Annotated in this window: 17 protein-coding genes; 2 read left to right on the top strand and 15 right to left on the bottom strand. The window is 27.6% G+C overall.

Features of this window, described 5'->3' with window-relative positions; translation table 11 throughout:
* Positions 1 to 71 precede the first annotated feature (71 nt).
* The gene (locus BINT_RS03790) at positions 72 to 875 is read left to right on the top strand and encodes a hypothetical protein (protein WP_234944355.1); all 804 of its coding nucleotides are present in this window, start codon (positions 72 to 74) and stop codon (positions 873 to 875) included.
* On the opposite strand, the gene BINT_RS03785 is transcribed toward BINT_RS03790, so the two are convergent.
* From BINT_RS03785 to BINT_RS03735, 12 genes are all read right to left on the bottom strand, one after another.
* Positions 872 to 1,591, bottom strand: a complete 720-nt coding sequence (locus BINT_RS03785) for a hypothetical protein (protein WP_014487232.1) — start codon at positions 1,589 to 1,591, stop codon at positions 872 to 874. The two genes, BINT_RS03790 and BINT_RS03785, sit on opposite strands and share 4 nt — an antisense overlap.
* 112 nt (positions 1,592 to 1,703) lie before the next feature.
* Entirely contained in the window at positions 1,704 to 1,847 is a 144-nt protein-coding gene (locus BINT_RS15055; RefSeq protein ID WP_014487231.1) for a hypothetical protein, read from the bottom strand.
* A gap of 65 nt (positions 1,848 to 1,912) precedes the next feature.
* A complete protein-coding gene (locus BINT_RS15050) occupies positions 1,913 to 2,146 on the bottom strand; it encodes a MarR family winged helix-turn-helix transcriptional regulator (protein ID WP_234944354.1) in 234 nt (77 codons plus the stop codon).
* Between the two features lie 72 nt (positions 2,147 to 2,218).
* Positions 2,219 to 3,823 (bottom strand): peptide ABC transporter substrate-binding protein, encoded by a 1,605-nt coding sequence (locus tag BINT_RS03775; protein ID WP_014487230.1) that lies wholly within the window; start codon positions 3,821 to 3,823, stop codon positions 2,219 to 2,221.
* A 531-nt stretch (positions 3,824 to 4,354) separates the two neighbouring features.
* Positions 4,355 to 5,317 carry an ABC transporter ATP-binding protein gene (locus BINT_RS03770; protein WP_014487228.1) on the bottom strand — a complete coding sequence of 321 codons (963 nt, stop codon included), beginning with the start codon at positions 5,315 to 5,317 and terminating at the stop codon, positions 4,355 to 4,357.
* A gap of 64 nt (positions 5,318 to 5,381) precedes the next feature.
* Positions 5,382 to 6,359, bottom strand: a complete 978-nt coding sequence (locus tag BINT_RS03765; protein WP_014487227.1) for an ABC transporter ATP-binding protein — start codon at positions 6,357 to 6,359, stop codon at positions 5,382 to 5,384.
* Between the two features lie 12 nt (positions 6,360 to 6,371).
* Positions 6,372 to 7,355 (bottom strand): ABC transporter permease, encoded by a 984-nt coding sequence (locus tag BINT_RS03760; RefSeq protein ID WP_014487226.1) that lies wholly within the window; start codon positions 7,353 to 7,355, stop codon positions 6,372 to 6,374.
* Positions 7,356 to 7,390: 35 nt separating this feature from the next.
* Positions 7,391 to 8,311 (bottom strand): ABC transporter permease, encoded by a 921-nt coding sequence (locus BINT_RS03755; protein WP_041177226.1) that lies wholly within the window; start codon positions 8,309 to 8,311, stop codon positions 7,391 to 7,393.
* 547 nt (positions 8,312 to 8,858) lie between these two features.
* Complete coding sequence (mgtA, locus tag BINT_RS03750; RefSeq protein ID WP_041177225.1) at positions 8,859 to 11,573, bottom strand: magnesium-translocating P-type ATPase; 2,715 nt, start codon at positions 11,571 to 11,573, stop codon at positions 8,859 to 8,861.
* 1,091 nt (positions 11,574 to 12,664) lie between these two features.
* Positions 12,665 to 13,927, bottom strand: a complete 1,263-nt coding sequence (locus tag BINT_RS03745) for a tetratricopeptide repeat protein (RefSeq protein ID WP_014487223.1) — start codon at positions 13,925 to 13,927, stop codon at positions 12,665 to 12,667.
* Between the two features lie 624 nt (positions 13,928 to 14,551).
* A complete protein-coding gene (locus BINT_RS03740) occupies positions 14,552 to 17,005 on the bottom strand; it encodes a tetratricopeptide repeat protein (RefSeq protein WP_014487222.1) in 2,454 nt (817 codons plus the stop codon).
* A gap of 25 nt (positions 17,006 to 17,030) precedes the next feature.
* Entirely contained in the window at positions 17,031 to 18,884 is a 1,854-nt protein-coding gene (locus BINT_RS03735) for a tetratricopeptide repeat protein (RefSeq protein ID WP_014487221.1), read from the bottom strand.
* Between the two features lie 169 nt (positions 18,885 to 19,053).
* Between BINT_RS03735 and BINT_RS03730 the strand changes: the two genes are divergently transcribed.
* Positions 19,054 to 20,067, top strand: coding sequence for an alpha-hydroxy-acid oxidizing protein (locus BINT_RS03730; protein WP_014487220.1), 1,014 nt, complete (start codon positions 19,054 to 19,056; stop codon positions 20,065 to 20,067).
* A 163-nt stretch (positions 20,068 to 20,230) separates the two neighbouring features.
* On the opposite strand, the gene BINT_RS03725 is transcribed toward BINT_RS03730, so the two are convergent.
* From BINT_RS03725 to BINT_RS03715, 3 genes are all read right to left on the bottom strand, one after another.
* Complete coding sequence (locus BINT_RS03725) at positions 20,231 to 21,088, bottom strand: leucine-rich repeat domain-containing protein (RefSeq protein WP_014487219.1); 858 nt, start codon at positions 21,086 to 21,088, stop codon at positions 20,231 to 20,233.
* 166 nt (positions 21,089 to 21,254) lie between these two features.
* Entirely contained in the window at positions 21,255 to 22,262 is a 1,008-nt protein-coding gene (locus tag BINT_RS03720) for a leucine-rich repeat domain-containing protein (protein WP_041177571.1), read from the bottom strand.
* A gap of 121 nt (positions 22,263 to 22,383) precedes the next feature.
* On the bottom strand, positions 22,384 to 23,343 hold the full coding sequence (locus BINT_RS03715; RefSeq protein WP_014487217.1) for a leucine-rich repeat domain-containing protein: 960 nt from the start codon (positions 23,341 to 23,343) through the stop codon (positions 22,384 to 22,386).
* Positions 23,344 to 23,358 lie beyond the last annotated feature (15 nt).

The raw sequence follows: 23,358 nt of genomic DNA, 5'->3' as shown, positions 1-23,358 counted from the left end.
CTCGATACTCCAGACTTTCAAATATTAGCAAATAGAATTATATTTTTAATATTATATTTTTCGTAATAATGATGCTTTCATACAATTCATTTAATGTAATGGATACTGATTCTATATCTGACTTTTTTACTTCATTCGGAGATACTTTTATGTGGTTCTTAATACTTAATACAGGAAGCAGTACCATTTTAGGTATATTATTTTATGGACTTTTCATAGTTGGATTTTCTATAGCGGCATTATTTTCATCATCAACAGATATTGGATTTACAATAGCAAAAATTATTATATGTCTTATAATATTTTTGTATGGATTCGTACCGTTTATAGCATACAAAATATATAATAGTACCAAATCTATAATATCAATGTATATTTCAAGATTCCTTTTAGTGATTAACCTATTTACTATATTTATAATGATGTTTCTTATGATTCCTTATGAATCAAGACCATATGATAATAGATTCGTATATATATTATATAATATAATTCTATCATTAACTATAATCAATTTAATGTTTACAAGAATGGAGAAGAAATCAAATATATTCATAAAAGCAATGTATCTGATAGTTCCAATATTTGCATTACTTTTCGACATATTAACTATCACAGCAACTATATATAGAATAGTAAATTACGGACTCACTCCTAATAAATTAACATTAATCATTTTGAATATTATATTTTTAATACATTTAATATTGATTTCTATAAATACTATTAAATCTTTTATAAGTTCATTTCAAAACAGAGAGGATAATAATACATTAAATATAGTCATAGATAATAATCCTATAATGTTTGTATATGTATATTTAGTATTTTCTGTATTTGTATGCTTTGTTATGCCAATAATGTATATAAATTAAATTAATAAATAATTTCCGAATATATTTTTAGCATTAATTTTATTATAGGAATCGCCTCCTCTCCAATTCATTAGCTTTTCTGATAATTCAGTATCTCTGTACTCTCTTTCTTCTTTGGCTTCTAAAATATCTAAATATGCAAGTATTTCCAAAAAAATAATCCTTTCAGCTTTTGATGATTTTAATATATCTTTTAATACTGCCTGCATTTTATTTGCGGAATCATTTTTTATATTATAAGAATCTATTCTTTCTAATATAGCATTAAAAATATTTATATCTTCTTTTGTAGGATTGAACTCAAAATCAATTTTACTAAACTCTCTTAAATCAAAATAAATATACGATAAATGTTCAAGTCTCACTCCGCCCCATTTATATTTCTCAAAATTATAAACATTCTGATATTCTAAATGAAAATCATCTATCATAATATTGTATTTATTATAAAATTCTTTTTCTATATTTTCAGTGTTTGAAAAATCATAAGACATCATTTTTTTAGATAAATAATAACTAGATATGAAACTTCTTAAATGAACTGCCCTAGATGATAAACTGCATAAAAAGGCTTTGACTGTATTATTAAAATCAATTTCTTTTATTAGAATATATATATTTTTTATAAGATCATTATATTTAATAATTTCTTTTGAAAAGTCAAACATCAAGCCTTTTTCTTTTGCATATAAAAAATCTTCTTCATTTATATGCATTTTATTATCATCTATCCAGCCGTTTTTCCAGAAATAATTGAATAATATTTTTTTGCTTTTTTATCAACTTCAATAGAATGCATAACTTTATTTGTATTTACCTCATATAAAGCTAGTTAAAAGTATTATCTCTATCTTGTATATTACTAAGAAGTTTTTGTATTATAAAAACTAAAGTTTCTTTTTCTTCATCAGACATATTTGAAAACATAACTTCATTATTTTTTCTTATATCTTCAAATACAATTTCTTTCAATTTTTTACTTTTTTGAGTAAGATAAATTTCCTTATACCTCTTATCTTCCAAGCTTACTTTTCTTTTTATAAAACCCTTTTTTCAAGACGATATAAAGTACCCGCTATTGTAGGATTACTTAAGCCCAAAAAATTTTCTATATCCCTTTGATTTATGACTTTTTCTTCATTACGATAAAGAAACATCAGTATATCCATCTGTGAAGATGTTAGTTTATGTTTATCCAAAAATCTATTAAATCTATTATCTAAAGTTGTATGCAGTTCTTTAATTAATTTTCCTATAAAAATGTCTTCCATAATAAATTGTTCCCCAGTAATCAAATTTCCACATATACTACATGATATACATTTTTTGGCATAAATCAATATTTATTTTTCTAAATAAGAATATGAAAATTTATACTGAGCAAAAGGTATATAAAATACATCTTTCAAATTCGGACTTTTTAATACAGCAGGTTCAAAATATGCTATAGGTATTATAACCGCCTCATCTTCTATCAATATTTTTTCAGCTTTATGCAATTCTCTCATTCTAATATTCTGATCTATAGTTCTTGAAGCTGTAATTATTGCATCATCAAATGCTTTATTCGTAAATAAAGAATGGTTTTTATATGAATAGCTTACAAACATACCCAAGAAAGTAGTAGGATCATTATAACTTCCTGTCCAGCTTGCTGCAGCCATAGTATAATTTCTTTCTGTTCTGAATGCATGTATAAATGGAGCAAATTCCATTTGAGTAAGTTTAACATCTATTCCAAGATTAACTTTCCACATATTCTGAACAGCTTCAAACATAGGTATATCATTACTAAAAGTAAGGAAAAATTCTAATACAGGAAAACCTTCCCCATTAGGATAACCTGCTTCAGCCATTAATCTCTGAGCTTCTTCTACATTCTTTTTATAATCTTCTTTATTGGTGCTTATATATTCTCCAGCATTATCTCTGAAATATCCCTCAACATCTGTAACTCCCCAAGGAACTAATGATCCTGCAGGCTTACCAGACTTTAAAACATTTTCAACTATATAGTTTCTATCTATTGCAAGAGATAATGCCTTTCTTACTCTTTTATCTTTTAAAGTTTCATTAGTTGTATTCAAAGCATAATACTGAGTACCTATTCTTGTTGCAGTATCAATATAGCCTTCCTCTCTCAAAGTATCTATATCTTGATAAGGGAATTGATCTGAAAAATGTAAAGAACCCTCTTTCACTCCTGCCACTGCAGAATTAGGATTATCCATAAGAACAAATTTAATTTTTTCAGCAACTATAGTGTCAGCTCCCCAATAATTAGTATTTTTTATAACTGTAATACTTTGATCAGGTTTTCTTTCATATAAAGCAAAAGCTCCATTACCTATACAAGTTTTAGGGTTTCTAGTCCAATTATCAGGATCTTTTTCTACCATATCCTTTCTTACTGGTGAAAATACCGGCAAGTTAACAAGCTCCAAAAAATAAGCTGTAGGATATTCCAATTTCACTTCTAAAGTATAATCATCTATAGCTTTTATACCAAATTCATCAACAGGCATATATCCGCCATTAACATTAGAAAAATTAAGTATAGGTTCAAATAAATAACTAGGTTCGCTTGCAGTATCAGGATCAACTACCCTTTTCCAAGAATATTCAAAATCATGGGCAGTTAAAGGCTTTCCATCAGACCATTTTCCATTAGTTCTTAAATGAAATATATATGTAAGTCCGTCTTCAGATATATCCCAACTCTCTGCTGCTCCAGGCTGAATGGCAATATCTTTATACTTAGTAGTTAAACATTCAAATAAATGTGTTACATAAGTAGATCCTTGCAATGTTATATTCAAAGCAGGATCTATAGTTTTAGGTTCAGCACCTAAATTTACATATACTGTATTATCTTCGATATTAGATTTGTTTGAACATGAAAATATAAAAACAGAAATAATAAAAACTAAATAAAAATACTTTTTCATTGTACCTAACCTTAGTATGTTATTTATTGGAATTATATTTCATAATAAAGTATTGTCAAGAAAAAATTAATAATATAAATTATTTTAGACTATAATATTTATATAAAATAGAGTTTTTTAGAAAAAATATATAGTTTGCATTAATATAGTGCTTTTCAATATATCTGTAAACTCTTAATTTGTCATCACCTGCAATCATTTCTGCATTATTAGGCAAATTATTTAATATATCATCATAATATTTTGCTTTACCTGTAGTTTTTAGTTTTACATTCTCAACTTCATAATATATAAAAATATGTCAACTTTACATTATCATCTATGTTCCAATATAAATTTGGAAAATAAGCCATCTACATACTATCAAAATAATCTTCTTCATAAGGCACTATTATAAATGGTTTTCCTTCAGCATATTTTTATATCGCAGTTAATATATTTATAAATTTATTCTCTGTATATGGAGATTAAAATAACTTATTTTTATATATAATTTATGTCAAAAATATATAAATTATAAATATTATGTTATTAAACCAGATGGCAAGCACAGTAATGACCTGTTTCAACCTCTCTAAACTCCGGAACTTTCTCTGCACAAATAGCTTCTGCTTTAGGACATCTAGTTCTAAATTTACATCCTGAAGGAGGATTTATTGGAGAAGGTATTTCACCTGAAAGTATTATACGCTGTTTAGTTTTTGCAATTGACGGCTCTGATATAGGTATTGCAGAAATCAAAGACTGAGTATAAGGATGAAGCGATTTTGTATATAATGATTCGCTGTCAGTAAGCTCAACAATATTACCCAAATACATAACACCTATTCTTTTTGATATTTGACGAACTACAGCCAAATCATGCGCAATGAAAAGATAAGTAAGTCCCATATCCTGCTGCATATCATAAAGCATATTTATAATTTGAGCCTGAATAGAAACGTCTAATGCCGATACCGGCTCATCGCATACTATAAACTCTGGATTAACTGCCAAAGCTCTGGCTATACCTATACGCTGTCTTTGTCCGCCTGAAAATTCATGAGGATATCTCTGTGCCTGTTCAGCATTAAGTCCTACAAGTTTAAGAAGATTTATTATTTTTTCTCTTCTCTCATCTTTTGTAGAATAAAGTTTATGAACATCTAATGCCTCGCCTATTATATCTTCTACTGTCATACGCGGATTAAGTGAAGCATAAGGGTCTTGGAAAATTATCTGCATTTTCTTAGCATAATTTCTATAATTTTCTTTATTAACTTCTTCACCATTAAAGAATATTTTTCCGCTGGTAGGTTTATATAAATGAAGCAAAGTTCTTCCTAATGTAGTTTTACCGCTTCCAGATTCTCCAACAAGCCCGAAAGTTTCTCCTTTATTTATGGTAAAAGTTACTCCGTCAACAGCTTTTACAGTCTGTATATTTCTTCCGAAGAATCCGCCTTTTATCTTAAAATGTTGTTTCAAATCTTGTATTTCTATTAAAGGTGCCATAAAAACTCTCTTTATACAACGCTATTTTTTTATTTCTTCTTATTAATTAAGTAAAGTATTAAAATTAATTAGGCATTTGATGAAGCCAGCAAGCTGAAAAATGCCCTTTCTCAAATTCTGTTATAGGCGGCTTATTATCAATACATACCTTCATACATTCTTCGCATCTTGTACTAAAAGGACATCCTGCCTTCATATTAAGCAAGTCTATTGGTGTTCCTTCTATAGGAATGAGTCTGTCCTGTTTTATATCAATACGAGGAAGTGATTTCAAAAGCCCTAAAGTATAAGGATGTTTAGGACGTTCAAATATATCGAATACTGTTCCTCTCTCAACAATACCTCCGCCGTACATAACTATAATATCATCAGCCATATCGGCTACTATACCAAAGTCATGCGTAATAAGTATAACAGCCATATTTATTTTTTTCTGTATATCTTTTATAAGCTCAAGTATCTGTGCCTGTATAGTAACATCTAATGCAGTTGTAGGCTCATCAGCTATAAGTATTTTAGGATCTCCTGCAAGTGCCATAGCTATCATTATACGCTGACGCATACCGCCTGAAAGCTCATGAGGATACTGTTTTATTCTTCTTCTAGGCTCATTAATACCTACTAAAGTTAAAAGCTCAACTATTCTCTCTATAGCATCGGTTTTGCTTATTTTTTGATGCGTAGTCAATGCTTCCATTAACTGATTGCCTATTGTGTATACAGGATTAAGACAAGTCATAGGGTCTTGGAATATCATTGATATTGAATCGCCTCTGATTTTCTTTTTTTCATGCTCTGAAAGTTTAATTAAATCAGTGCCTTCAAAAAGTATTTCTCCATTCATAATCTTTCCGGGTTCTTCAATAAGTCCCATAATAGAGTATGCAGATACACTTTTACCGCTTCCGGATTCTCCTACTATACCCAATACTTTTGATTTATCTAATTTATATGAAATATTATTAACTGCTTTAACTTCTCCAAGAGGCGTAAAGAAAGATACGCTTAAATTTTTTACTTCTAACAAATGACCATTTTCCATTTACATACCCCTTTATCTATTCTTCATTCTTGGGTCTAATGCATCCCTTAAACCATCACCCACCAAATTAAAGCAAAGTATTATAATACTTATCAAAGCAGCAGGAAAAAGCAGCTGATAAGGATAAGAATAAACTCCGCTTACAGCATTTGAAGTCAAAGAACCAAGCGAAACCATAGGAGCACTAACTCCCAATCCCAAGAAACTCAAAAATGCCTCAACGAATATAGCATTAGGTATTTGAACCATTGCTGATACTATTATTGCCCCCATGGCATTAGGTATTAAATGTTTAAAAATTATTCTGCTATGAGGAGTACCCAAAGCTCTAGCTGCAGTTACAAATTCCTGTCCTTTTAATGCTAAAATCTGTCCTCTTGTCATTCTTGCCATATTAGTCCAATAAAGTAAAGATATAACTATAAATATACTGAAAAGTCCGGGCCCTAAAAGTCCTATACCTCTCAATGACTCATTCTGTAAAAATAACTTATCCATAGGAGCTTTAAGAACAACTGATAATAATACAACTACCAAAAGTGTAGGTACTGCACTTATTATATCAACGATACGCATCATAATACTGTCAGTAAGTCCTCCGAAATATCCTGATATAGAACCATAAACTATACCTATTATTACAACTAAAGTAGCAGATACAATACCAATTAAAAGCGATATTCTAGCACCTATCATACATCTTACAAGCAAATCTCTACCCAAAGTATCTGTTCCGAATGGATGTTCTAATGTAGGAAGACTGTTTTCAACTCCTCTATTTATTTGAGCATATCCATACTCAGAAATCATAGGTATTATAATAGAAAGAATGGCTATAATAGCTATAACTATAATAGAAACTAAAGCAACTCTATTTTTTTTGAATCTTCTATATGCATCCTGCCAATAGGTGACACTTTCTCTTTTTACTTCAGCTGAAGCTTTTTCTTCATCCGTTGCTTTTACAAATAATGATTTATCTAAACTATTTTCCATTAGTTAATTTCCGCCTTTATAAAAAATTATAAAAATTATTCCTGTATTTTTATTCTAGGGTCTATTATACCATAGGATAAGTCAACCAAGAAATTCATAGCTATCAAAAAAGCTCCGTAGAATATTGTAACTCCTAATATTGTAGGATAATCTCTTTGAGTGATGCTTTCAACGAAATATCTTCCAAGTCCCGGTATATTGAATATTTTCTCTACAACGAATGAACCTGTAAGAATACCTGCAGCAAGAGGTCCTATATATGTAACTATTGGTATTATAGCATTTCTTAAAGCATGCTTAAATATGATTATGCTTCTTGATATACCTTTTGCTCTGGCTGTTTTTATATAATCTTGGTGTATAACATCAAGCATTGAACTTCTCATAAGTCTTGCCATAAAACTTAAAGAACTAAAAGATAAGGCAAATCCCGGCATTATATATTGAGCAAAAGAATCGAATCCATAAGCAGGAAGCAGTTTTAATTTTACAGAAAATATAATAATAGAAACAGTAGCAACAACGAAACTAGGTACTGCTATACCTAAAGTAGCCGCCACCATAACAGCCCTATCTACAAACTTACCATGCCTTAATGCCGCAACTATTCCAAATAAAACTCCTATAGTAGTAGAAATAAACATACTGAATATTCCAAGTCTGAAAGATACAGGGAATGCCCTTACTATTGTACCGGAAACTGATTGTCCTATTTTAGTAAGAGAAGTACCCAAATCTCCTCTAATAGCATTATTTAAATAATTACCATACTGAACTATTAATGGCTTATCAAGTCCGTATTTTCTATTTAAGTTTTCCAATGCTACTTTACTAAGCGGTTTTTCACCTACAAAAGGCCCGCCCGGTACTGTATGCATTAAAAAGAATGTTATTGTTACTATAACAAAAAGGGTTAAAAGTGAGACTAATAATCTTTTAACAACATAAGAAAACATACACAATACCTTTAATTAATTTTTTGACAAATTTTTATTGACATTATATTATCTAATAAAAATTAACTTTTGTCAAACTTTAAATAAACCAAATTTAATATCAAAATTATAAACTAAACTATTTATAATGAAAAATTACATATTAATAGTAAGAGCATATACAGAAATAATAAAAAGAAATCTGTATATGCTTCATTATTAATATATACTGAAATTTTTTAACTTTGTCATTTTTTTAGTCAACTTTTTCCCGCCACATACGCTCTGCGGACTTCGTCAAAGTTGCTGCCGTAGGCACGCTTCGCGAAAATGCAAGGTATAAAATTAGTACTAAATCATACTAAAATTGTCTTATTGTAAAATAATTTATTACATTTAAGTTCAAATATAGCCTTTCGTGAAGTGTATCCGAACTTGTCGAGGATATAGCTTCTCGCCTGCCGACACCACAGGTGGACTTCGTCGGCACGCACAGCTGGGGCAAAGCCCCATATATTAAAAAGAAACTATAGTTTTATTTTTGACAAAATATAGTTGTTTAAGTATATTATAATAATTCACCAAATTTTCTAATATATACTTTCTTTAATAATGTAACTAATAGTATATAAGCAAATATACAAGGAACTAAAAATATAAAATAAGTTTTAGGCAATGATACAAAACCTAAATGATGTCCTAAATTTGTAAAAGGCACTATAGACAAAATTATAATGCTTGAAAAAGTTAATAAAAATACTTGTTTTGATGGTCTGCTTTCTATAAAAGGAATTTTAGCAGTTCTTATCATATATATAACCAAAACTTGTGTGCATATAGATTCTATAAACCAGCCTGATTGGAACATAGAAGTATACATTGTTTTTATATTAGCTAAATCGGCACCATTATAATAATTGCCTAATTTATTATATAATATTCCATTAGAAACGAATAATGGACAGAAAATAAAATACATTATTAAATAAGTACTCCAATCAAATATGGAACTTACAGGTCCCATCCAGCACATAAAGTTTCCTATACTTGAAGCGTCCCATTTTCTTGGAAGTTTTAAAAATTCTTTATCAACATTATCCCAAGGTATTGAAGTGCAGCTTAAATCATATATTAAATTTAGTATGATCAAATGCACACTTTGCATTGGTATGAATGGCAATAGTATAGAAGCCATTAATACAGAAAACATATTTCCAAAATTTGATGAAGCAGTTATTTTTATATACTTTATCATATTGGCATAAGTTTTTCTTCCTTCTATTATGCCTTTTTCTAATACAGTTAAATCTTTTTCTAATAGTATTATATCAGCAGCTTCTTTAGCTATATCAAAAGCGCTGTCAACTGAAATAGATATATCAGCCATTTTCATAGCAAGCACATCATTAATACCATCACCCATAAATCCAACAGTATTATCATCATCTTTTAATACAGATACTATTCTTGATTTTTGATGAGGATAAAGTTTAGCAAATATATTAGCTTTTTTTGCTTTTATTTTTAATTCATCATCATTTAATTTATCAATTTCATTTCCAAGCAAAATGCCGTTTATATTTATTCCTAATTTATTGCATACATTAATAGTTGTTTTTTCATTATCTCCAGTAAGTATTTTTACATCAACACCATATTCATTTAATTTTTTTATAGCCTCGTAAGATGATTCTTTTGGAGGATCCAAGAATGCTAAATATCCAACTAACACCATTTCATTTTCTAATTTTTTAATTTCTTCTAAATCTTGTAATTGATTTTCATCATTTATTTTTATGTCTTTTACAGCTAATGCTATAACTCTCATTCCTCTATCATTTAAAGAGTTAATTTTTTTATTTAATTCTTCTCTTTGTAATTCTGTTATTTTTGATACTTTTTCATCATCATAAACATAAGAGCAAATTGAAATCATTTCTTCAAAAGCTCCTTTAGTTATCATTTTTATATTATTATTTTCTTTTAATAATATGCTTAATCTTCTTCTTATAAAATCAAAAGGAATTTCATTTATTTTAATATAATTTTCTAATTCTTTATTATTAAAATTTTTTTCATTATGTTCTACATATTCAATAATGGCATTATCCAAAACATTTCTATAACCATTTTGAAAATAGCTATTTAAATAAGCCAAATCCAAAACATTTTTATTTTCATTTCCATTGATATCAAAATAATGTTTCAATGAAATTTTATCCATAGTTAAAGTGCCTGTTTTATCAGTGCATAATATATTCATAGCACCGAAACTTTGTATAGAGTTAAGATTCTTTATTATAGTTTTTTGTTTTGACATAGATACTGCCCCTTTTGCTAAGCATGCACTTACAATCATAGGGAGCATTTCTGGTGTCAAACCTACTGCAATTGATATAGCAAATAATAATGCTTCTATCCAATTTCCTTTTGTGAATCCATTAATAAAAAATACAACAGGAGTCATTATAGACATAAATCTTATCAATAGCCAAGATACAGAATTTATTCCTTTAGTGAAGCTTGTATCTATTTCATTAATATTTGAAAGTTCATTTGCTATATCTCCTAAAAATGCATCTTTTCCAATATTGATTACTATGCCTTTAGCATCTCCGCTTATTACATTAGAACCCATAAATACAATATTTGAATAATCTGTTACTGATTCTAATTCCTCATTACATACAGAATTATTTTTTTCTAAAGGCTCGCTTTCTCCTGTTAATACTGATTGAGAAACTGTCAAGTTATTTGATTCTATTATTCTTATATCAGCAGGTATTATATTACCGGCATTAATAAAAACTATATCGCCTACTGTTAGATTTTCACTGTTTATTTCTTTTTTGATATTTTCTCTCAAAACTATGCTTGAAGATTTTATCATATTAAGAAGTTTTTCTGATGCATTATCTGATTTATATTCCTGAATGAATCTTATTAATCCTGATACAGTTATCATTGTAGAAATGATTATTACTGTCAAAAAAGAAATTTCTTCATTCTTGAAAAAAGGTATTAATATATCTGTAAAAATGGAAATAATAGCTAATGCAAATAATATTAAAGTGAATGGATTTATGAAACCTTCGGCTATTCTTTTCAAAATAGTTTTTTTATTTTTATGGGGTATTTTATTTAATCCGTATTCTTTTAATCTTTTATCTGCTTCTTTTTCTGATATGCCTTCTAATGATGAATTAAATACTTCTAGTACTTTATCAGTATTATTTAATGCTGATAAAATTAATTTGTTTTTATTTTCTAGTATTTTTTTCATAATATCAACTCCAATAAATAATATTTTCAAAACGATTTTTTATTATTTTTTATTATTGTTATGCTCGTCTACGCCTATAATAAGCTAGTGAGTAAACTCACTAGCTGGCTACGACTCGCTTTTATATTTCAATTCTAATATCTAAAAATTATTATTTTTTATAATAAATTTATTCTAATACTGTTATTTACAAAAGCTAAAATAACAAATATAAAAAACCAAAAACGGTTTTATAATTTTTAGTGTATGGATTTAATTATAGAAAATGTATTAATTGAAGTTACATATCAGGTAGACGATTCTTTTGAAGCTGAGTAGTGAGCGAGAATAGAAGTTTTTGTTTAGCATAGCACCGCCTCCTTATAATGATATAGATTTTTAATTTTTGCGAATATAGCATAATATAAAAAAATTGTCAACACAAAAAATATAATTAGTTTAATTTTTTTATTTTTAATCTCATCCATCACACGCAGAATAAAATTAAAAATATTAATTTATTTATAATTCAAATTTTATTTATATTATAAATTTAGTTTACCGTGCGTTAAATATATTTTAAAGTTAATTTAAACTTGGGTGGGCGTTAAAAATTCTAATTAAGCTATAAAGTTAATTGAGTTAACATTCAAAATGAAATTTCAAATTTTAAAGGGCGGGCATGTAATTAATGTCTTTATTTATTTTTATAAACTTTTCCCAAGCACACCTGCCATAGGCACGCTTCGCGAGGCGGACAGCGTCAAAGAACCTTATATCCTCGATAAACTCGGATACGCTTCGCGAAAGTGCAAGGATAGAATTAGTACTAAATCATACTAAAATCGTATCACATGTAAGATAATTTATTAAATTAAATCCCAAATGTAACCTTTTTGCTTCTCGCCTGCCGACACCACAGGTGGACTTCGTCGGTACGCATAGCGAGGCGGGCTTCGCCTGTGGCAATACCATACCTAAAGGTACTCCTTTCAGTCGCAGTACTTCCTTCGGTCGCAAAAGAAGTGGGGGTGTGGGGGCTAGTCCCCACAAATAATAAAAATAATAAAATAATTTTTGACAAAATATAGTCGTTTGGTTATATTACAACCTTATTTCAAACCATATTCTTCTTTAGTACGTTTTACGTTTTCTCTGGCACATTCACTGCTTGGATCTAATTTTAAAGCCTTCTTATAATCTTTTAATGCCTCTTCATAAAGACCTAAATTTTCCTTAGTAAGGCCTCTGTTATTATAAGCATCTGCATAATCAGGTTTTAATTTTATAGCCTTATCAAAATCTTCTATAGCTTCTTCATAAAGACCTAAATTATCTTTGGCATTTCCCCTATTATTATAGGCAAAAGCATAATTAGGATCTAATTTTATAGCTTTATCATAATCTTTAATAGCTTCTTCATAAAGCTCTAAATTATATTTTGTATTACCTCTGTTATTATAAGCATCTGTATTATCAGGTTTTAATTTTATAGCCTTATTAAAATCTTCTATAGCTTCTTCATAAAGTCCTAAATTATCTTTGGCATTTCCCCTACTATTATATGCAAGAGCATAATTAGGATTTAATTTTATAGCTTTATCATAATCTTTAATAGCTTCTTCATAAAGTCCTAAATTATCTTTGGCAATTCCCCTATTATTATATGCAAGAGCATAATTAGGATTTAATTTTATAGCTTTGCTAAAATCTTTTATAGCTTCTTTAGAAAATCCCAACTCATCTTCTAATAATCCTTTATTATTATAAGCATCAAATAAATTAGGATCTATTGATAAAGCTTTATCAAAATCTTTTATAGCTTCTTCTAAAAGTCCTAAATCACTTTTAAGAAGTCCTCTGTTATAATAAGCATATGTATAATCAGCTCTTAACTCTATAGCCTTATCATATTCTTCTATAGCTTCTTTTAAAAGTCCAAGTTTAGTTTTGGCAATAGCTTTGTTATAATAAGCATCTGCCATATTAGGGTTTAACTTTATAGCCTCATCATAATATTTTATAGCTTCTGCATATTCTCCATTAGCACTTTTATAAATACCTTTAGAATTATAATCATGATAATCAGTAAGATTGTTTAAACGATCAATATCAACTTCTTTCTTATTGTCAACTATATTTGTAAAACTGACTATAAAATTTTGTTTATCTGACATTATTTTATTTAATTCTTCATTAAAAGCTTTTGCTCTGTCATTAAAATCATCAAAATCAGAATAGTTTTCTGCATCAATATTATTTAAAAAATCATTAAATTCTTCTACACATTTATTTAATTCTTTTTGCAAATTCTCTAATTTATTTTTAGATTCTTTTAAATGTTGACTGAATAGAAAATTAGTCATTGTTGCCATTTTTAACTCCTATAACTATTTATTATTAATATACAAGTTACAATTTCGTATATGAGACAATTATACCATAGTATATACCTAAACAACTATACTTTGTCAAAAATAAATTTATATTTTTGTTTTATATCTGGGGCTTTGCCCCCGCTGTGCGTGCCTACGGCAACCCCACTTCTTTTGTTGCCACATACGCAGTACGCCTTCGGCGAGAAGCAAAAAGGCTATATTTGAACTTAAATGTAATAAATTATTTTACATATAAGACAATTTTAGTATGATTTAGTACTAATTTTATACTTGCACTTTCGCGAAGCGTGCCTGTGGCAGCAACTTTTTGCGGCGGGAAAAAGTTGAATAAAAAAAATGACAAAGTTAAAAATTTTCAGTATATACCTAAACAACTATATTTTGTCAATTTTCACCTTTTTATCAAATAAAAGATTATCTAATATTTAAGAAATATGTTTTTACATGTAATATAGATTTATTGATTTTGTATAATAATAAGTTATCAGCCGCACGTATAAAGGACATTCATTAAGAATAAACGATACCGTGCGGGTTGCCACTACGGCTAGTAGTTGACAAAATTAAAACAAAAAATAAAACAGCTGCTAATATTATAATTTATAAAGTAATATTATTATCTTTACAAAATTCAGCTGCTAAATCTATATTGGTAAATTCATCTTTTATAATATCTTTAAATACCATAAGATAAAATTCATCTTCTAAAGCTAACTTATAAGATTTTTCTAAATCATTCAATGCTGACTTTTCTAAATCCGTATAATTTTTTGATGAAGCAATTTTTGATATAATTTTATTAAAAAATGATTTCTTATCATTTGTTTTATTTTCTGAATTGGTTTCCTTTGATAAAAGAAATTTCTCTTTAGCTCTTAAAATATATAAAAACCAATCATCATCTTTTAATTCAATAGCTTTATCATAATTTTCAATACTTTCTCTATATTTATTTAAATAATCATAACAAGAAGCCCTCTCACTGTAAAAATCAGAATTATTCGCATTATATTCTATGGCTTTATCAAAATCCTTTATAGCCTCATCATAATTCTTTAAATATTTTTTTGAACAGCCTCTATAATAATAAGCATTATAATGTTTGGAATTCACATTTATAATAATATCAAAATCTCTTATAGCCTCCTCATACTTCGATGCTCTGTATTTAGTGTATCCTCTTTCATAATAAACATCAAAATTACCGGGATACATTCTTATAACTTTATCATATATTTCTAAAGTTTCTTCATATTTATCCATATTAGATAAACAAAAAGCAATATTATAATAGGCATTAACTTTATTAGGATTTATTTCCAACACTTTATTATAATACTCTATAGCTTTATCATATATAGCCTGTCTTGAATATATAAGTCCTATGTTAATATAAATCTCTGCTTCATCATAGCCTAATTCTAATGCTTTATTAAAATCTTCCAAAGAATTTTTATAATCTTCTAAACTCATTTCAGCAAGTGCAATATTATAATAAGCCAAACTATAATCAGGATTTATTTCTAATGCTTTTTTATAATAGTCAATGGCTTCTTTATAGTTTCCTAAATTATGTTTAATAAGTCCTAAATTAATATAGGCAGATGCATACTGAGGATTTATCTCCAATGCCTTATTATAATATTGAATTGAGTTTTCATAATCATGCATTTCATAATATGCCAAACCAATATTATAATAAGCACTAGCCATAGAAGTATTTAACTCTATAGCCTTATTAAAATTTTTAATAGCTTCTTCATAATCTTTTTTATAATAATATACCAAGCCAATACTATTATATATTTCAGCATTATTAGTATCTATATCCAAAGCCTTATTTAAATATGATAAAGCTTCATCATATAATTCTAATTCTACTTTTATCAAAGCTATTTCATTATAAATAACAACATCAGTATTATCTATTTCAAGTATTTTATTTAAACAAGATAAAGCTCCTTCATAATCTCTTAAAGCTCTTTTTACTAAAAACATTTTAAAATAAGTATCTGCACTATTAGGATAAATTTGAAGTGCTTTTTCTAAATATTCCAGAGCCTCATTATTTAAATCTAATTTATGCAAAGCAAAAGCAATATCATAATATGCATCAATAAAATTAGGATTTATTTCTAATGCTTTTTTTAAATATTCTAAAGATTCCTCCATATATCCTGCATCAATTTTTATATTTCCTATTCTGTCATAAACATAAAGGTCATCAGGATACATTTCTAAAATTTTATTTAAATATTCATTGGCTTCATCATATAATTCTAAATCTAATTTTATAGAATAAATTTTTAAATATGTTTCAAGATTACCAGGATCTATTTCTAAAGCCTTATTTAAATATGATAAAGCCTCATCATCAAATTCACCAGAATGTTTTATTAAAGCAATATTATGATAAGCATTAATGAGATTAGGATTTATCTCTATAGCCTTCTCATAATATTTTAAAGCTTCAGTAATTTCATCTAAATGATATTTACACAAACCAATATAGTTATATGCCATACTTGCTGTAGAATTTTTATCTAATTCTATAACTTTATTAAAATCATTTATAGCTTCTTCAAATTGAGATAAATAAAACTTGCATAATCCTCTATTATTATAAGAATTAATATTATCAGGAAAATCAGCTATTACTTCATCATAGATATTTATAGCTTCTTTATAGTTTTTCATGTAAAGATAACATAATCCTACATTAACGCGGGAATCAATATCATTATTATTTATTTGCAAAACTCTATTAAAATCTTCTATAGCTTCTCCATAAAAAGATAAATATAATTTTGCTAAGCCTCTATCATAATATACAGTTTCGCCGTCATCACCCAATTCGATAGCTCTCTCAAAATCTTTTATAGCTTCTTCATATAAACCCAAATTTAATTTTGATAATCCTTTATTATGATAAAGATCATAAGAATCACCATTATAAAATATGACCTTATCAATATATTCAATAGATTTTTCATACTCTCTATTTTCAAATGCTTCTTTAGCTTTATCCAGCAATTCTTTAATATTGTCATTCATAATACAATTTCCTATAAAACTAATTTTATTTCAAGCCATGTTCTTTTTTAAGATTTTCAATATTACTCATTGCATATTTATTATTAGGATCTAATTCTAAAGCCTTCTTATAATCTTTCAAAGCTTCTTTATATAGTCCCGCATTTTTCTTAACCCAGCCTCTATCATTATATAAATAAGCTGTATTTGGTTCTAATTCTATAGCTTTATCATAATCCTTTATAGCTTCTTTATACTGTCCTAATTCATCTTTAGCACTTCCTCTATTACCGTAAGCATTTGTATAATTAGGAGTCAATTCTATAGCCTTAGTATAATCTTTGATAGCTTCTTTATATAAACCTAAAGTATATTTAGTAAGTCCTCTATTATTATAAGTATTGCTGTCATTTGGGTTTAACTCTATAGATTTATCATAATCTTTGATAGCTTCTTTATAAAGTCCCAAATCATTTTTAGAAAGTCCTCTGTTATTATATGCTTCACTGTAAGTTGGTCTTAATTCTATAGCCTTATCATAATATTTAATTGATTCTTTTAAAAGATCCAAATCATATTTAGCACTTCCTATATTATAATAGGCTTCTGGATTATCCGCACATAAATCTATAGATTCTTCATAATCTTTTATAGCTTCTTCATACATTCCTAAATCGCTTTTAGCAAGTCCTCTATTATTATATGCATCACTATAATTAGGATTTAAATATATAGCTTTATCATAATCTTTTATAGATTCCTTATATAAACCTAGCTCTCTTTTTGCATTTGCCCTGTTATAATAAGCATCTACATAATTATGATCCAATTTTATAATTTTGTCATAATCTTTTATAGCTTCTTCATATAATTCTAAATCATATTTAACATTTCCTCTATTCATATAGGAATTTATATCGTTAGGTTTCCATTTTATAGCATTATTATAATCTTCAATAGCTTCTTTAAATAAACCTAACTCTTTTTTTGAATTTCCTCTATTATAATAAGCATCTGCAAAATTAGGATTAATCTTTAAAGCTTTGTTATAATCTTCAATAGCTTCTTTATAAAGTCCCAAATCATTTTTAGAATTGCCTCTGTTGCTATAAGCACAATAATTATTAGGCTCTAATTCTAAAATTTTATTAAAATCTTTCATAGCCTCATCAAAAAGCTGTAAATAATTTTTGGAAGCTCCTCTATTATTATATGCATCTATATTTTTATTGTCTAACTCTATAACCTTATTATAATCTTCAATAGCTTCCTTGTGTAAGCCAGCATGATTTTTAGCGACTCCTCTATTATAATAAGCATCTTTATAATTTTTACTTAATTCTATAGCTTTGTCATAATCTTTTATAGCTTTCTTAAAAAATCCTAAATTATTTCTAGCAAGTCCTCTGTTATAATAAGCTAATGCATAATAATCAATCAAGTCTATAGCTTCACTGTATTTATCTATAGCATATTGATATGATCCCATATTGTTTAAAGCAACTCCATTAGTGTTACAATCGAAATATTCATCTAAAGTATGTAAATCATTAATATCAATTTCATCATTTTCATCATTAAACATAGTTTTATCATAATGAAAATACTCAATAAACCTGTTATAAGTATAAAGTTCATCAGGCTCTTTTATATAAAATGTTTCAAGTATTCTGTTTAATTCATCATTAAATTTTTCTGCCTTTCTGTTAAAATCATCAAAATCAGAATAATTGAATGGATCAATGCTATTTAAAAAATTATTTGCCTCACATATAACTTTTTCTGCTTCTTTTTTAAAATCATCTTTTAAATCTGGAATTTCTCTTTCTTCAAAAGCTTCTAATGATATTTTGCATTTTTCTATATGTTTACTAAGAAGATAATTAGATATTTTTGACATTTTTAATTCCTATCATAGTTTATTAATTTTACATAAATTATTATAATACAAAAATAATTTAACACCATATAAAATTATTATTATTAATAATCTGCTTGTTTTATTTTTAATATTTAGTATTATTATTGCGTTGAATTATTATCAGTTTAATTATTATCGGAGGAATTTTATGACTTATAAAGAAATTATAGAAGTTGCCAAAGACTGTATGGGATTTTGTAAGGCATGTCCAATATGTAATGGTAAAGTATGTAAAAATAGTATGCCCGGACCTGGAGCTAAAGGAATAGGAGATGTTGCCATTAGAAATTATGATAAATGGAGAGAAATAAGACTCAATATGGACACAATATGTTCTAATGAAGATGTTGACACTTCTTTTGAACTATTCGGAAAAAAATTTAAATACCCTATATTTGCCGGCCCTGTAGGTGCAGTTCAGCTTCATTACGGCAATAAATATACAGAAGAAGAATACAATGATATATTAGTAAAATCTTGTGCAGAGGCAGGAATTGCAGCTTTCACTGGTGACGGTACTAATCCTAATGTAATGATTGCAGCAACTACTATGATAAAAAAACAAAACGGCATAGGAGTGCCGACAGTTAAGCCTTGGAATATAGATGTTATAAAAGAAAAAATGAAATTAGTTGCAGATTCAAATGCTTTTGCTGTTGCTATGGATGTTGATGCGGCAGGACTTCCTTTCTTAAAAAATCTTACTCCAAAAGCAGGAAGCAAAACTGTAGATGAATTAAAACAAATAAAAGAAATTGCTCAAAGACCATTCATAATAAAAGGAATAATGACTGTAAAAGGGGCTAAAAAAGCTGTTGAAGCTGGAGCCGATGCAATAATAGTATCAAATCATGGCGGACGCGTACTTGATCAATGTCCTTCTACTGCTGAAGTTTTGCCTGAAATCGCTGATGCTGTTAAAGGCAAAATCAAAATATTAGTAGACGGCGGTATTAGAAATGGTACTGATATATTAAAGGCTATTGCTTTAGGTGCTGACGGTGTTGTTATTGCAAGAACATTTGTAATAGCTGCTTACGGTGGAGGAGAAGAAGGAGTTAAATCTTATGCAGCTCAATTAGGTGCAGAACTTGAAGATGCTATGACTATGTGTGGTGTTCACAGCTTAAAAGAAATAACTAGAGATGTAGTAAGACTTTAATTTTCTTTACTATAACTTTTTATAATTAAAAAACTCAATATACAAGATTGACTTTCTTTATATTGAGTTTATTTATTTTGTATAATACCAAACATATATAAAACACTGCAATATATGTTTGATATTATACAGTTTTTAATAATTAGTAATCTATATTATTAAATTATAACTTTTTTGTTACTGTAGTAAAATTACCGCCTAAAAAAGTTTTCCAAGCTTCATCTTTATCATTTTCAGCATTAGGTACTATTAAAGTTGTAAGTTTAGTACTACCTAAAAATACGTCCCCTTTATGATTTATATTATTAGGGTTTGTACCTAAATAAGTGAGAGTAGTCAATTGCTGAGAAAGTGCAAATGCCTGCATTCCTATTGATTTTACAGAGTCTGGTATTATTATTTCTTTCAAGTTATCAACACCCATAAATGCTCGTTCCCCTATTTCTTGTAAACCATTTCCTAATGTTACTATTTCTATACTTGGAGAATACATAAATGCACTTTCTTTTATTGTAATTACAGAATCAGGAAGTGTTATTTCTCTTGTATTATATAGTCCAAAAAAAGAGCTCTTTTCTATAGTCTTTATTTTATTTTCTGGAAATGCAAAACTTATAACTATATTTTTATATTTATCATCAAAGCTAGAAAACATAAAAGCTTTTATAGAGCCATCTTGAAAATTAATATTTTTTAAATCCAGCTCTATATTCATAGTAATATTAAGTTTTGATGCTGCTTCTAAAGTTAAAATATATAAAGATTTATTACCGCTTTGTTGATCACCATAATCTTTAGGAGTTCCAGTAAATATTACTCTATATGAACCTTTTTCCTGAAAATAAGCCTTTAAATTTTGTTCTAATTGCTTGCTTATTTCAATATCATTCTGACTTATATCTATACCGTATTTTTTTATTAATAATTCTTCTTCGGTTGGATCTGTAACTCCTGAATTATCACCGTTATTACTGCTATCAGGCGATGTAGTATTATTTGAACATGAAACAAATACCAACACTAATACAAATACTAATAAAATTTTTTAATCATAAATATTTACTCCATAAAATACTAAATCTATTTATAATAGTAGATAATAAATCAAAAAAAGTAAAGTTATTTGTAATATTTTTTAATTTTATCGCAAAATAATATGGCAAATATAATAAATACATATAAAAATATCATTGTTTTCTTATATCAGTGAATGAACCGCCTAAAAAAGTTTCCCATTTAGGATCTTTATCATTTTCAGCATTAGGAATTATTAAAGTACTAAGACTAAAGCAGCCTTCAAATACATTACCTGTATAATTTATAATATTAGGAGAATCACCATAATAAATAACTCTTTTTAATGCTGTAAATGAATATGCAAACGCTTGATTTCCTATTGTTTTTACTGAAGCAGGTATTATCAATTCTTCAATTTCCAAATTCATAAAAGCATCTGAACCTATTGTTTCTAATGAAGAAGATAATTGTAATTTTTGTATTGTATCATTAGCAAATGCTTGATCTCCTATTGTTTTTACTGAATCTGGTATTATTACTTCTGATAAAAATGGAACTTGTAAAAATGCCATATTATCTATTACTTCCAAACCATTTTTTAAATTTAATTTTACTAAATTATCACAATTTCGAAATGCTTCTACTCCAATTTTTGTTACCGAAGCAGGTATTGTTATTTCTTTTAGATTAGATAAAAAAGAAAAAGCCTTGTCTCCTATAGTTTTAATTTTATTTTCTGGAAATATAAAATTAAAAGTTATATTACCATTATCTGTTGGACCTGAAAACATATCCCCACTTATAGTGTCGCCTTGAAAATTAATATACCTTATATCTATATCTATGTTATCAATATTCTGAAAACCACTTGCTACTTTTGCTATTAAACTAGAAAGAGATTCCTTATAACTTCTAGGAGTACCTGTTAATATTACTCTATATGAATTCTTTTCAGCAAAATAAGCTCTTAGATTTTCTTCTATTTTTTGGCTTATTACTGCATCTTCCTGACTTATGTCTATACCGTATTTTTTTATTAATTCTTGCTCTTCATTATCTATAGGAGGTGTAACTCCTGAATTATCACCGTTATTACTGCTATCAGGCGATGTAGTATTATTTGAACATGAAACAAATACCAAAACTGATACCAATACTAATAAAATTTTTTTAATCATCACTCTTTCCATACTTAAACATTCCATCCTTAAATATAAATATTGCTTTAAACATAAGAAAAATTTTTAAAAAGTAAAATATTAAAAATTATTTAGCTTACTATATACTTTTTGATAAAAATCACTGTTTTTTTACAGTGGTAAATTTATGTCCCAAAAAAGTTTTCCAGCCCTCATCTTTCTCATTTTCAGCATTAGGTACTATTAAAGTTGTAAGACTAACACAATCTTCAAATACATCTCCATTATTGCTTATGGTATTAGGCTTAGTTCCTAAATAAGTAACAGTAGTTAGAGACTCTCCAAATGGTTTTCTGCCTAAAGAAGTAACAGATGCTGGTATTACTATTTCTTTTACTTTTGAATAGGAAAAAGCTAATTCCCCTATATATTCAAGTTTGCTGTTTTCACTAATTGTTATTTTCTCAAGAGAACTATCTTTCTGAAAAGCAGCAGCTTTAATACCAATAACAGAATCTGGTATTGCTATCTCTTTAAAATGTTTACTAAAAAGTGAAAAAGCATTACCCTCTATAACTCTTATACTGTTTTCTGGAAATTTAAAAGTTATTGTACAATCTGCAAAACTAGGAAATCCTTTAAACATTGAAGATTTTACTTTTCTCTCATTGAAATAAATCTTACTAATATCTATTTCTATATTTTTATAATAAATACCTAAATCATTCGCAGCATCTAATACAAACTTTGCAAGAGAACTTTGCTGAGAATATTCAGCTTTTGGTGTTCCTGTAAATATTATTTTATATTCACGGCCTTCTTTCTTGCATTCTTCTAATCTAGTTTTTATTTGCTCTTTTATTAGATTATCTTCTTGAGAAATATCTATACCATATTTAATCGCTTCTGCATCTAAAATAGGATAAGGAGGCATTAAAGGAGGTTCTATTTCAGTCCAAGGTATATCTGTACCGCCGCCATCTCCACCACTTCCACCATCACCGCCTTCTTCTGTACCGTTGCCAGAATTATTGCCATTATTACTTGGTGATATAACTGATGCCGAACATGATACTAATATCAATGCTGATATAAATATTAATAAAAATTTTTTAATCATCTCTATTTCAATCCT

It is taken from the genome of Brachyspira intermedia PWS/A (assembly GCF_000223215.1).
Taxonomy (GTDB): Bacteria; Spirochaetota; Brachyspiria; order Brachyspirales; family Brachyspiraceae; genus Brachyspira; species Brachyspira intermedia.
The sequence above is the reverse complement of the archived record's forward strand: the minus strand, read 5'-3'. Positions and strand labels throughout refer to the sequence as shown.

Coding starts and splice junctions, on each gene's coding strand:
- BINT_RS03765 (WP_014487227.1), bottom strand. CDS start 6,359: ATGGAAAATGGTCATTTGTTAGAAGTAAAAAATTTAAGCGTATCTTTC.
- BINT_RS03715 (WP_014487217.1), bottom strand. CDS start 23,343: ATGATTAAAAAATTTTTATTAATATTTATATCAGCATTGATATTAGTA.
- BINT_RS03720 (WP_041177571.1), bottom strand. CDS start 22,262: ATGATTAAAAAAATTTTATTAGTATTGGTATCAGTTTTGGTATTTGTT.
- BINT_RS03790 (WP_234944355.1), top strand. CDS start 72: ATGCTTTCATACAATTCATTTAATGTAATGGATACTGATTCTATATCT.
- BINT_RS03755 (WP_041177226.1), bottom strand. CDS start 8,311: ATGTTTTCTTATGTTGTTAAAAGATTATTAGTCTCACTTTTAACCCTT.
- BINT_RS03775 (WP_014487230.1), bottom strand. CDS start 3,823: ATGAAAAAGTATTTTTATTTAGTTTTTATTATTTCTGTTTTTATATTT.
- BINT_RS03785 (WP_014487232.1), bottom strand. CDS start 1,591: ATGCATATAAATGAAGAAGATTTTTTATATGCAAAAGAAAAAGGCTTG.
- BINT_RS03760 (WP_014487226.1), bottom strand. CDS start 7,355: ATGGAAAATAGTTTAGATAAATCATTATTTGTAAAAGCAACGGATGAA.
- BINT_RS03735 (WP_014487221.1), bottom strand. CDS start 18,884: ATGTCAAAAATATCTAATTATCTTCTTAGTAAACATATAGAAAAATGC.
- BINT_RS15050 (WP_234944354.1), bottom strand. CDS start 2,146: ATGGAAGACATTTTTATAGGAAAATTAATTAAAGAACTGCATACAACT.
- mgtA (WP_041177225.1), bottom strand. CDS start 11,573: ATGAAAAAAATACTAGAAAATAAAAACAAATTAATTTTATCAGCATTA.
- BINT_RS03745 (WP_014487223.1), bottom strand. CDS start 13,927: ATGGCAACAATGACTAATTTTCTATTCAGTCAACATTTAAAAGAATCT.
- BINT_RS03770 (WP_014487228.1), bottom strand. CDS start 5,317: ATGGCACCTTTAATAGAAATACAAGATTTGAAACAACATTTTAAGATA.
- BINT_RS03730 (WP_014487220.1), top strand. CDS start 19,054: ATGACTTATAAAGAAATTATAGAAGTTGCCAAAGACTGTATGGGATTT.
- BINT_RS03740 (WP_014487222.1), bottom strand. CDS start 17,005: ATGAATGACAATATTAAAGAATTGCTGGATAAAGCTAAAGAAGCATTT.